At 64.0% G+C, this 11,592-nt stretch carries 13 protein-coding genes and 1 riboswitch; of the genes, 7 read left to right on the forward strand and 6 right to left on the reverse strand.

The window, feature by feature from the left end; genetic code table 11:
- Nucleotides 1-31: 31 nt before the first annotated feature.
- Nucleotides 32-1,201 carry a homoserine O-acetyltransferase gene (locus EN955_RS07615; RefSeq protein WP_013529386.1) on the reverse strand — a complete coding sequence of 390 codons (1,170 nt, stop codon included), beginning with the start codon at nt 1,199-1,201 and terminating at the stop codon, nt 32-34.
- 114 nt (nt 1,202-1,315) lie between these two features.
- A riboswitch (SAM riboswitch) is annotated at nt 1,316-1,393 on the reverse strand.
- Nucleotides 1,394-1,530: 137 nt separating this feature from the next.
- Between EN955_RS07615 and hisC the strand changes: the two genes are divergently transcribed.
- On the forward strand, nt 1,531-2,640 hold the full coding sequence (hisC, locus tag EN955_RS07620) for a histidinol-phosphate transaminase (RefSeq protein ID WP_024503752.1): 1,110 nt from the start codon (nt 1,531-1,533) through the stop codon (nt 2,638-2,640).
- A gap of 5 nt (nt 2,641-2,645) precedes the next feature.
- Nucleotides 2,646-3,581, forward strand: a complete 936-nt coding sequence (locus EN955_RS07625) for a prephenate/arogenate dehydrogenase family protein (protein ID WP_024503753.1) — start codon at nt 2,646-2,648, stop codon at nt 3,579-3,581.
- 7 nt (nt 3,582-3,588) lie between these two features.
- On the opposite strand, the gene EN955_RS07630 is transcribed toward EN955_RS07625, so the two are convergent.
- Both EN955_RS07630 and EN955_RS07635 read right to left on the reverse strand, forming a co-directional pair.
- Nucleotides 3,589-4,512: a sugar kinase gene (locus EN955_RS07630; RefSeq protein ID WP_024503754.1), complete on the reverse strand. Its 924-nt coding sequence runs from the start codon at nt 4,510-4,512 to the stop codon at nt 3,589-3,591.
- Nucleotides 4,513-4,519: 7 nt separating this feature from the next.
- Nucleotides 4,520-5,518, reverse strand: a complete 999-nt coding sequence (locus EN955_RS07635) for a DUF2125 domain-containing protein (RefSeq protein WP_024503755.1) — start codon at nt 5,516-5,518, stop codon at nt 4,520-4,522.
- A 142-nt stretch (nt 5,519-5,660) separates the two neighbouring features.
- On the opposite strand from EN955_RS07635, the gene EN955_RS07640 reads away from it, so the two are divergent.
- The 3 genes from EN955_RS07640 (at nt 5,661) to EN955_RS07650 (ending at nt 7,967) form a co-directional block, all read left to right on the forward strand.
- Nucleotides 5,661-6,182, forward strand: a complete 522-nt coding sequence (locus EN955_RS07640) for a gamma-glutamylcyclotransferase (protein ID WP_024503756.1) — start codon at nt 5,661-5,663, stop codon at nt 6,180-6,182.
- A gap of 120 nt (nt 6,183-6,302) precedes the next feature.
- Nucleotides 6,303-7,250: an aldo/keto reductase gene (locus EN955_RS07645; RefSeq protein ID WP_024503757.1), complete on the forward strand. Its 948-nt coding sequence runs from the start codon at nt 6,303-6,305 to the stop codon at nt 7,248-7,250.
- A gap of 90 nt (nt 7,251-7,340) precedes the next feature.
- Complete coding sequence (locus EN955_RS07650) at nt 7,341-7,967, forward strand: LysE family translocator (protein WP_024503758.1); 627 nt, start codon at nt 7,341-7,343, stop codon at nt 7,965-7,967.
- Between the two features lie 25 nt (nt 7,968-7,992).
- Here EN955_RS07650 and EN955_RS07655 read toward each other — a convergent pair whose 3' ends face one another.
- Both EN955_RS07655 and EN955_RS07660 read right to left on the reverse strand, forming a co-directional pair.
- Nucleotides 7,993-8,793, reverse strand: a complete 801-nt coding sequence (locus EN955_RS07655) for a 1-acyl-sn-glycerol-3-phosphate acyltransferase (RefSeq protein WP_024503759.1) — start codon at nt 8,791-8,793, stop codon at nt 7,993-7,995.
- A 118-nt stretch (nt 8,794-8,911) separates the two neighbouring features.
- Entirely contained in the window at nt 8,912-9,814 is a 903-nt protein-coding gene (locus EN955_RS07660) for a LysR family transcriptional regulator (RefSeq protein ID WP_013529395.1), read from the reverse strand.
- A gap of 119 nt (nt 9,815-9,933) precedes the next feature.
- Here EN955_RS07660 and EN955_RS07665 point away from each other — a divergent pair, with 119 nt between their 5' ends.
- Both EN955_RS07665 and EN955_RS07670 read left to right on the forward strand, forming a co-directional pair.
- Nucleotides 9,934-10,404 (forward strand): DUF1348 family protein, encoded by a 471-nt coding sequence (locus EN955_RS07665; protein WP_024503760.1) that lies wholly within the window; start codon nt 9,934-9,936, stop codon nt 10,402-10,404.
- 24 nt (nt 10,405-10,428) lie between these two features.
- A complete protein-coding gene (locus EN955_RS07670; protein WP_024503761.1) occupies nt 10,429-11,061 on the forward strand; it encodes a pyridoxamine 5'-phosphate oxidase family protein in 633 nt (210 codons plus the stop codon).
- Here the strand turns inward: EN955_RS07670 and EN955_RS07675 are convergent.
- On the reverse strand, nt 11,062-11,592 hold a 531-nt coding region (locus EN955_RS07675; RefSeq protein WP_164748037.1), incomplete at its 5' end, for a YdcF family protein.

An 11,592-nucleotide genomic window follows, 5' to 3' on the forward strand; every position in this document is an offset into this window, starting at 1 on the left:
CCCGATCGGAAAAGCCTGCAATTTTTCGAGATCATGCGCTCAGCCCTCTCGCCCGGGCCGCCGAGCCGATGAAGCCGTTTATCGCGGCAAACAGTTCCGGCTCGTCGAGCAGGAATGCGTCGTGGCCTCGGTCGGTCTCGATCTCGACGAAGGATACCGATGCGCCGGCGGCGTTGAGCGCATGCACGATCGAGCGGCTCTCCTCGGTCGGGAACAGCCAATCCGAGGTGAAGGACACCAGGCAGAAGCGGGTTTTCGTGCCGGCGAAAGCGTCGGCCAACCGGCCGCCATGGTCTGCGGCGAGGTCGAAATAGTCCATCGATCGCGTCATGTAGAGGTAGGAATTGGCGTCGAAGCGATCGACGAAGGTCATGCCCTGATGGCGCAGATAGCTTTCGATCTGGAAGTCGGCGTCGAAGCCGAAGGTCAGCGCTTCGCGATCCTGCAGATTGCGGCCGAACTTGCGGTGCAGGGCGGCTTCCGACAGGTAAGTGATGTGGGCGGCCATGCGCGCTACCGCCAGGCCCTTTTCCGGGCGTTTGCCGTGCTCGAAATATTTGCCGCCATGCCAGTCCGGATCGGCCATGACAGCCTGCCGGCCAACCTCATGAAAGGCGATGTTCTGCGAGGAATGGCGCGCGCCGGTGGCGATCGGCAGTGCCGAGAAGACGCGCTCCGGATAGCTCGACGCCCATTCCAGCACCTGCATGCCGCCCATCGAGCCGCCGAGCACGCAAAACAGTTTCTCGATGCCGAAATGGTCGATCAGCATCTGCTGCGCCCGCACCATGTCGCGGATGGTGATGATCGGCAGGTCAAGCCCATAGGGCTTGCCGGTGGCGGGATTGGTCGAGGCCGGGCCGGTGGACCCAAGGCAACCGCCGATGACGTTGGAGCAGATGACGAAGAAACGATTGGTGTCGATGATCTTGCCGGGCCCGATCAGCACTTCCCACCAGCCTGGCTTGCCGGTCACCGGATTGGTGCTGGCGACGTGCTGGTCTCCGGTCAGCGCATGGCAGACGAGGATGGCGTTGGAGCGGGCATCGTTCAGCGTGCCGTAGGTCTGGTAGGCGATCTGGAACGGTGACAGCAGCGTACCGGCGTCCAGCTTGAGCGGCTTGTCGGATCCAAAACGCAAAACCGGGCTCGACGGTTGGTCGACCTCGTTGTTGGTTTTGCGGGCACGCAGAACGGCCATGACATCCATCTCACACTTTGAGCCCACGCATCGCACTCGTCGAAAGTCGATGCCGATACGGGTGTCCGGCCGGCGCGGACAACAAAAAACCGGCATTGCGGTCGCAAAGCCGGTTACAGGATGCAAACGGCCCTTTAGCAAGTTGTTTAACGTGGCTGCAAGCCGACCGGCCAAATCACCACGGAAGTTCGCTCCCCTTCTAGGGCTGTGGCGCGCCGGCGTCAACGGCCTGCCTTGGGCGGGAGGCTGTCGCCTCTCGACATTGCAGGCCACGGCTTGTATTTCCGCTGCGGCTTCCCTCAGGAAGCGTTCTCGACGGATATTGCGACATGAGCCAGACACCGGACCAGGCACGTCCAACCCCGCGCGCGGGCATCATGGACATAGACGCCTATGTGCCGGGCAAGAGCACGGCGCCTGCCGGCGTCGCCAAGGTCCACAAGCTGTCCTCCAACGAGAACCCGCTCGGGCCCTCACCGAAGGCGATCGAAGCCGCGCGCGAGATTGCCGGCAAGCTTGACGTCTATCCAGATGGCACCGCCAGGCGGCTGCGCGAAGCGATCGCCGAGGTGCATGGCCTCAACCCGCAGAACATCATCTGCTCCAACGGCTCCGACGAGATCCTCGGCCTGCTGGCGCAGACCTATCTGGCGCCCGGCGACGAGGCCGTCATCACCGAACACGCCTTCATGGTCTACAAGATCTACATCCAGTCGGCGGGCGCCGTTCCGGTGACGATCAAGGAAACAGACGAGCGCGCCGATATCGACGCCGTCCTGGCCGCCGTCACGCCGCGCACCAAGATCGTGTTCCTCGCCAATCCCAACAACCCGACCGGCACCTATGTGCCATTCCAGGAGGTGCGGCGTCTGCATGCCGCACTGCCGAAGAACGTGCTTCTGGTGCTCGACGCGGCCTATGCCGAATATGTCCGCCGCAACGACTATGAGGCCGGCATCGAACTGGTCGGCAGCGCAGAGAACGTGGTGATGACCCGGACCTTCTCCAAGATCGGCCTTGGCGGGGCGCGGATCGGCTGGATGTATGCGCCGATGCACATCGTCGACGCCATCAACCGCGTACGCGGCCCCTTCAACGTCAATGCGACGGCGATCGAGGCCGGCATCGCCGCCATTCGCGATCGCGCCCATGTCGAGCGCAGCGTGGCGCACAACGAGACCTGGCTGGCCTGGCTGAGTGCGGAATTCACAAAGCTTGGGTTGCGGGTGACGCCCAGCGTCGGCAATTTCATCCTCATTCATTTTCCCGAGGACCAGAAACATTCGGCAGCGGCGGCGGACGACTATCTGACGGCGCGCGGCTATATATTGCGGCGCGTTTCGGGCTATGGCTTTCCCAACGCGCTGCGCATGACCGTCGGTACCGAAGAGGCCAATCGCGGCGTTGTCGCCGCTCTCACGACATTCCTGAAAAGCTAGAAACCATGACATCACCGATGTTTGAAAAGATCGCGCTGGTCGGCATCGGCCTGATCGGCTCGTCGCTGGCCCGCGTCATCCGCCGCGAGGGCCTCGCCCGCCACGTATCCATCTCGACCCGCAGTGCGGCGACGCTGGCACGGGCCGAGGAGCTTGGGCTGGGCGATGGCTATAGCACCGATGCGAGAGAAGCTGTCCGCGATGCCGACCTGGTCATCATTTCGGTGCCGGTCGGCTCGTCCGGCGCGGTTGCCGAGGAAATCGCGCCGGCGCTGAAGCCGGGCGCGATCCTCACCGATGTCGGCTCGACCAAGGCGTCTGTCATTGCGCAAATGCAGCCTTATGTGCCTGAAGGTGTCCATTTCATTCCCGGCCACCCGCTGGCGGGCACAGAAAAATCCGGCCCCGACGCCGGTTTCGCCGACCTGTTCGACAATCGCTGGTGCATCTTCACGCCGCTGCCCGACACCGACCCGGACGCGTTGGAGAGGCTGTCGGAGTTCTGGCGGCGCTGCGGCGCCAACATCGACACGATGGATCCCCAGCATCACGATATGACGCTGGCCATCGTCTCGCATCTGCCGCACATCATCGCCTACAACATCGTCGGCACCGCCGATGATCTGCAGTCGGTGACCAAATCCGAAGTGATCAAATATTCGGCTTCCGGCTTCCGCGACTTCACCCGCCTTGCCGCCTCCGATCCGACCATGTGGCGGGATGTCTGCCTGCACAACAAGGACGCCATCCTCGAAATGCTGGCGCGGTTCTCGGAAGATCTGGCGTCGCTGCAGCGCGCAATCCGCTGGGGCGACGGCGAAAAACTCTTCGACCTGTTCACCCGCACCCGCGCCGTGCGCCGCTCGATCATCGAAGCCGGCCAGGACATCGACGTTCCCGATTTCGGCCGTCAGGCGGTCGAGCACCCCGCGAAGGGCTAGGTCTGTCTCAGGCAGGCCAGGTCTGCGCAACCATGGCCAGCGTCTCGGCTCGGTTCGGCGCGCCAAGCCTGCCGCCGAAGCGCAGGCATTTGAGCGCCGCGGCCGCACTGGCAAACCGCAAAGCCTGCTCGACCGGCATGGCTTCCGCCAGCCCGACGGCGAAGGCGCCGTGAAAGACATCGCCGGCGGCGAGCGTGTCGACCGCCTTGATTTTCGGCGCCGCGACATGGCGCACGCAGCCAGCGCGACGGTCGTGCCACCAACTGCCCGCCGCGCCGCCTGTCACTGCGACAAAAGCGTCGGTGCGGCTGGCGAGATCGGCGCAAGCCGTTTCCGGATCGAGCGCCTGGCCGCAGACGATGCGCGCTGCCGGCTCCGAAGCGATGATGTGCGTAGCGAGCGGCAACAACTGCTCAAGGACCTCCAGCGGCGCGGTGTCGGCATCGAGGATCGCCGGACGGCTGATGGCGCGCGCCGCCTTCAGGGCGAGTGCCGCCGCACCCGGCCAGCGGACATCTACCAGAACGGCATCGAATGCCATGAGGTCGGCGACCGGCAGGACATCGGGATCGGCCTGGGCAAGCCTGTCATAGAACGGCACGATGATGCGCTCGCCATGCGCGTCGACCAGGATCGAGGCCAGCGCCGAGCGGGCACCTCTGACGCGCCGCACGAAGGTGCAATCGACGCCTTCGGCCTCTATGCCGGCGATGAGCTGGTCGGCGACGGCATCGTCGCCGGCACTCGCCCACAGCGATACTTCGGCGCCCAGGCGATGGGCAGCGCAGGCGGCGCTGGTGGCCATGCCCGAGGCGATCTGGACGCCGTCGGAGGCCATGAACTTGCCCTGATGTATGGGCAGCGTCTCGACGCGCAGGATGGTGTCCAGCGTCAATGCGCCAACGCTCAGCAGCTTCACCGGTTTTGCCATGGCTGAGCTATTCGACCGGCTTGATCTTGCCCAGCGGAATGAAGCCGAGCGAGGCCTTGCCCCTGACCACCTTCAGCGGCATGGACGGTTCGTTGCCGAGCACCGCCAGGGCAGAAAAACCCTGCTCGATCTGGCTTTTCTGCTCGGGTATGGCGGTACCGAGGATGGCCGCCACCGCCTTCGGGTCCTTCAACCTGATCATCAGGTCGGCGTTGACCAGGCCCTCGGCGTCGACGGAGAGCGGTCCCGAAACGGTGATGCGCGCCGTCCCCGACGACAGGTCAAGGTTGCGGATTTCGATCGCCTGGCCACGAAGGCTCTTCACCCGCGTGCCGATCAGTGCGACGCCGTTCTTCAATGTCACGTCGCCGCTGGCATCGAACACCGGAAGCACGCGCCCGCCAATTGCGTCGGGGTCGACCTCGAGATCGCCGAAACTGCCGAGATAGTCGATATCCTCGCCGTTGGGCTGCAACTGACCTGATGCCTTGCCGGCACTGAACAGTTGCACCGGATCGGTATCGTCGGCCGGATCGGTCTGGCCGGAAAGGCCCTCTGCCTCCAGCGAAATCCGCCGCGGCAGCGGCCACCACAATTTGAAATTGGCCTGCAGATTGTCCCAGTCGATCCACAGCGGCACCATGTCCGGAACGGAGGTCCTGAGCGGGCCGCGCAGATTGGCAACCGGCGACAGAGGCTGGATGATCTGGGCGGCTGCGTTGAAACTTCCGGCCGAGGCCGCAATGTTCTTGGCATCGTCCTCATAGGCGAGGTTGTCGCAGGAGACGGTAAAGCTCAAGGGATAGCCGCTGACCTGGAGATTGGCGCAGCCGGCCTCGACGCCATTCTTGTTGAGCGTGGCAACCGCCTTGTCGGCCTCGCTCCTGACGCGGTCAGCCAGATAGAACCAGCCGCCGCTGTAGAGGGCGAACAGCACGACGATGAATGCTGCAAGCCAGATCAGGCGGCGACGTTTGTTCGGCTGGCGTTCGTCACTTGACGTCATGCTTTGGCTCTCGTTAACGCATGGGTATTGCGGACGGGTAGTCGATTCCGCCAGGTGGACAGACGAATAGTTAGACGGGACGGGCGGAAAAAACACCGGTCCGGGTGCGGTGTTGGCATCTTTTGCAATCAGGCGCGGCGATATGGGCGATTTTTGGGTGTTTGGCTATGGCTCGCTGATCTGGCGGCCGGGATTCGCGCATGTCGAAACACAGCGTGCCCGCCTGCATGGCTACCGGCGCTCGCTCTGCGTCTATTCCTTCGTGCATCGCGGCACGCGCGAGCGGCCGGGGCTGGTGCTCGGCCTCGATCGTGGCGGGTCCTGCGTCGGCCTCGCATTCCGCGTCCCCGGCGACTTGCGCGACGAGGTTATGGCCTATCTGCGCGAGCGCGAGCTGGTCACCAATGTCTATCTGGAGCGTCTGCTCAAGGTTCGCCTCGACGGCGGCGGTACGGTCGACGCGGTGGTTTACATTGTCGACCGCCAGCACGAGCAATATGCCGGAGCGCTCGACGCTGCAGATGCGGCGGCCGTGGTGCGCGGTGCGGTCGGCCAGTCCGGCAACAACGAGGACTATGTGCTGAGCACGCTGGAGCATCTCGAGGCGCTGGGCATTCGCGACCATTGGCTGGAAGAGGTGGCGCGGCAGGTCGCGCCTTTGTGAAGCTGGCTCTGCGGAAAAAGGCCGCCAGGCCTTTGACCTCGTTCAGGCAAGACCTAGGTTAGGCTCCAACCCTCAGCCCGCGGGCGCCATTTGCCCGCCCAATCATCCCGGAGATCCGCCTTGCAGAAACGTCGTCTCGGTCGCACCGACTTGTCCATCGCGCCGCTGGTTCTGGGCGGCAACGTCTTCGGCTGGACTGCCGACGAGAAAACCTCGTTCGACCTGCTCGACCGCTTCGTCGGCGCCGGCCTCAACGCCATCGATACGGCGGACGCCTATTCGCGCTGGGTTCCAGGCCACAAGGGCGGCGAATCGGAAACCATCATCGGTAAATGGATGAAAGACCGTGGCAATCGCGACAAGGTCGTGGTGATCACCAAGGTCGGTTCGGATATGGGACAGGGGCACAAGGACCTGTCCGCCGCCTACATCGAAAAGGCCGTCGACGCATCGTTGAAGCGGCTGCAGACCGAATTCATCGATCTCTATCTGTCGCATTGGCCGGATCCTGCGACGCCCTATGAGGAAACGCTTGGCGCCTACGAGAAGCTGCTCGCCAAGGGCAAGATTCGCTATGCCGGGTGCTCTAACCTCGACGCCGGCCAGTTGCGTGCGGCACTCGATGTGGCGAGCCTGCGCAGTCTGCCGCGCTACGAGGTGCTGCAGCCGGAATACAATCTCTACGATCGCTCATCCTTTGACGGGCCGTTGCGCGATCTGTGCGTGGCCGAGGACATCGGCGTCATCACCTATTTCAGCCTGGCCAAAGGTTTCCTCAGCGGCAAATACCGCAGCGAGGCCGATCTCGGCCAAAGCCCGCGTGGCGGCGGCGTGAAGGACTATCTCAATGCGCGCGGCATGCGCATCCTTGCGGCACTCCACGCGGTGTCATCAAGGCATTCGGCCAAGCAGGCGGAAGTCGCGCTTGCCTGGGTGATCGCTCGGCCGGGCGTCACCGCGCCGATCGCCAGCGCCACCAAGCCCGAGCAGATGGACAGCCTGATCAAGGCGGCGTCGCTGAAGCTGAGCGCCGCCGACATGGCCGAACTCGACAAAGCAAGCGACTGAAGTTTCGGCGGCCGCTCCTCGCACGAACGTCCAAGACGACCCTCTTGTCTTGCCATAGCCTCCTTCGCACGGGGCAAGACAGAGGGTGAGATGACTGAGCCGCTTCTTTTGCAGCCGGATCTTTGGCGCCAGTTGTGCGCGCTCGTGCTTGCCTCCGCCGTCGTCATGGGCAGCCCGGGGCCGGCAACGATAAGCGTCACCGCCGTTGGTGCCGCCTTCGGTTTGCGCCATTCCCTGGGCTATGCCTGGGGAATCATCCTGGGCACGATCGCCGTGCTTTTGGTTGTCGCGACCGGGGTCATGGCAGTGCTCACCTCGATGCCGAAGCTGGCGCCGTTGCTGGCTTTGGCCTCCGCGGCCTACATCCTCTATCTCGCCTTCAAGATAGCCACGGCATCGCCGCTGGCGGCGCACGCCGCCGAGGCTTCGCGTCCCACATGGCTGGCTGGATTTCTTCTCGCGGTCGCCAATCCAAAGGCCTATGTGGCGATCGCCGCCGTGTTCGCCGGTGCTTCGTCCAAACAGGGCGCCACTGAGCCTGGTCTATGGCTGAAGCTGACGGTTCTCGCCCTGATGATCGTTGCCATCCACGCTCTGTGGCTTGTCGCGGGGGCTGGGTTCGCGCGCTTCCTGCGCCGGCCGGCGGCCTCGCGGATCATCAACCTGATCTTTGCCGTGACGCTGGTATTGACCACCGCGCTGGCGGTGTTCGGCTGAGAACTGCCGGCCGGAGACTTCCGGTTCAGACTTTGGTTCTTGCGGCGTTGTCCAGCTCTTGCAGCCTTTTCGCCGCTGTCGGCGGCAAGGCAGGCGGGTTCGGGCCGCGCGCCGCATCAATCAGGAACTGGTCGCAGGCAGCTTCGGTCTCGCCGATCAGCCGGGCCATGAATTCGTCCTTGCTCAGTCCCGGTGGAATCGGCGGCAGGAAACGCGCCTTGATGGTGCCGGGATAGCGCAGGAATTTGCGGCGCGGCCAATAGAGGCCGGCGACATGGGCAACCGGCACCACCGGAACACCAAGCTGCGTGTAGATTTCGACGATGCCGTATTTGTAGGCCGGTTCGTCGCCCGGCGCGCGTCTTGTCCCTTCGGGGTAGATGATGAGCTGGCGAGGGTTGCGCGCCATCTCTTCCTTGGTCGCGGCGACCACGGCCTTCAGTGCTTTCGAACGGCTGCCGCGATGAACCGGGATCATGCGCATCTTCATGATGTACCAGCCGAAGAACGGGATCCAGGTCAGCTCGCGCTTGAGGATGTAGAGCGGGTCCTGAAGGAAGGGGAAGAAGGCGATCGCGTCCCAGAACGACTGATGCTTTGGTGCCAGGATGAAGGAGCCTTCGGGCAGGTTTTCCCGGCCGGTGATCTCGTTCTTCGTTCCGGCGATCTTCTCGTAAAGCCACATCGAGGTGCGCGACCAGAATTTCGGCACGAACCAGGCGCGGTGCCGGGGCGACAGGAAATAGTAGGGGGTCCAGAGGATCATCTGGACGATCAGGTTGACGTAGAAGACGAAATTGAACGTCAGCGATCTGATGTAGAGCATTGGGGGAGCCCGGTGAGGAGGTGAGCGTTGGTTACACCAAGCGCGGGAAAAAAGGAAATGGCCGCAGGCGCTTTGGTTGGCGACGAAGAACGGCCACCGATGGGTTGGCCTGGTTCCGCTACATCAGCCGCGCCAGCCGCGCCTTCAGGCGCGGAGCGGCAAAATCGAGGAAGGCGCGCAGCTTGACCGGCAGCAGGCCATGGCCCGCATGCACCAGGCTTACCGGCCATGGCGCCGGCTCGAATTCCTGCAGCAGGACGCGCAGCGCGCCGGACCGCAGCGCGGCTTCGATCTGGTAGGAAAGCACACGCGTCAGCCCGACGCCGGCAATCGCGGCATCGATGGCCGCTTCGGCGGTGTTGACCTGAAGCCGCGAGCGGACCCGAACCGGGATTTCGGCCTTGCCCTTGATGAAGCTCCAACTGGCGGCGGAGGCGAGCCCCTCGAAGGTGATGCAATCGTGTGTTTCCAGATCCTCCGGGGTCGTTGGCGTGCCGTGTTCGGCCAGATAGGCCGGGCTGGCGCAGACGACGCGGCGGATCGCGCCGACGCCGATGGCGACCAGGCTCGAATCGGGCAATCGGCCGATGCGGATGGCGAGATCGAAATGGTCCTCGACCAGCTGGGTTATGCGATCGGCCAATGTCAGGCGGATGTCCACGTCGGGATAGGCGGCGAGAAAGCCGGTGACGACCGGCAGCACGTGCAGGCGGCCAAAGACGACCGGCGCGGTGATGGCCAGTTCGCCGGTCGGAACACTGTATTCGCCGGCGGCCGTGCGTTCGGCCTCGCCGACGTCGTCCAGGATGCGGCGGCAGGCGGCAAGATAGGCCTGGCCGGCATCGGTCGGTGTCAGCCGTCGCGTCGAACGATTCAGGAGGCGTGTGTTCAGATGGCGCTCGAGATCGGAAATCTTGCGGCTGACCGTCGCCAGCGGAATGCCGAAACGGCGGCTGGCCGCGGAAAGGCTGCCGGCCTCCACCGCGGCGACAAAGAGCGACATGGCCTCGAGACGATCCATAGGTTCTTCCGAAAAATGGAAGGACAAGTTACGAATATGCCATCTGCCTTTGAATGATGGAAGGCTTATATTCCAGTCTGTCGGCCCTGCCTGCAGCATGGCCTCGCACAGGAGTTGCCATGTCCGAAGCCCGCCCGCCGCTGCCGCCGTTTACCGCCGAGACCGCAGCGCAGAAGGCGCGCATGGCCGAGGATGCCTGGAATTCACGCGATCCAGCGCGGGTCGCGCTCGCCTATACAAAGGACAGCCGCTGGCGCAACCGCGCCGAATTCCTGCAAGGGCGCGACGCTATCCAGGCCTTCCTGACGCGCAAATGGAGCCGTGAGCTCGACTACCGGCTGATCAAGGAGGTCTGGGCCTTCCACGGCAACCGCATCGCCGTGCGTTTCGCCTACGAATGGCACGACGACAGCGGTTCATGGTTCCGCAGCTACGGCAACGAGAACTGGGAATTCGACGAACACGGGCTGATGCGCCTGCGCATCGCCAGCATCAACGACCTGCCGATCGGCGAGGCCGATCGCAAGTATCACTGGCCGCTCGGCCGGCGGCCGGACGACCACCCGACACTGTCGGAGCTCGGACTTTAGCATCTTGCCGCAAGGAAGCTTTCGATGAACGCGCATGCTTTCACCAGCGACGTCGCCTTCACGCCGACCGTCAAGGCGATCCAGGCCCGCAAAGGCTCACGTCAGTCCTACGCCCGCGTCGAGGAGCGTGGCGGCTGGCAGGCCGGCATCACCCCGGATCTTGCCGCCTTCATCGAAATGCAGACCAGCGTCTTCCTGTCGACCGCCAACCGCGAGGGGCAGCCCTATGTCCAGCATCGCGGCGGGCCGGCCGGCTTCCTCAAGGTGCTGGATGAACATACGATCGGCTTCGCGGATTTTTCCGGCAACCGGCAGTTCATCACGCAGGGCAATCTGGCCGACAATCCAAGGGCGTTCCTGTTCCTGATCGACTATATGCACCGCCAGCGCATCAAGCTCTGGGGCACCGCGCGCGTCGTCGAGAACGATGCCGAACTGATGGCGAAGCTGATGCCGCAAGACTACAGAGCGCGCCCCGAGCAGGTCGTCCTGTTCACGGTCTCGGCCTGGGATGCCAATTGCCCGCAGCACATCCCGCAACGGTTCGAGGCAGCCGACGTCGCGGCGGCACTCGGCGAGCGGGACAAGCGTATCGAACGCCTTGAGCAGGAGATCGCACGACTCAGGGGAAATTCGGGCGCGGCCGCAGGGGAATAATCAGCCGCCGGCCGCGGTTTCGGCCAGCGCGATGCCGTTGGGCGTCGGCTTGACAGGCACGATGCCGCGCGCCAGCGCAAGCAGATATTTGTTGTATTCGGTGAACAGCACGCGCAATGCCCGCGGCTTGGTCAGCCAGCCGCCATTGTCGAGGTTGGAATTGACCACCGGATAGGGCTCGAGCTTGGCGCCATGCAGCAGCCTGCCCATTTCCAGCAGGCTGCGCGGCATATGATAATTGTTGGTGACGAGGATCACCGTGCCATAGGCGTGGCTCTCGACCCATTTGGCGCTTTCCTCGGCATTGCCGATCGTGTCGAGCGCGGCGCGGTCGATGTCGACGCAACAGGAGAACAGATTCTTGTCGCCGCCGGTTGCCGCCTGCAGCTGGCGACGGCTGGCCGAAGGATGCACGCCGCTGATCAGCAGCCGTTCGCCCTTGCCGGACGCCAGCAGATCCATCGCGGCATCGAGGCGGGACTGGCCGCCGGTCAAGACAATGATCGCGTCTGCCCTGGCCGGATTGGCGGG

The organism is Mesorhizobium sp. M7A.F.Ca.CA.001.04.2.1 (genome assembly GCF_003998485.1).
Taxonomy (GTDB): domain Bacteria; phylum Pseudomonadota; class Alphaproteobacteria; order Rhizobiales; family Rhizobiaceae; genus Mesorhizobium; species Mesorhizobium ciceri.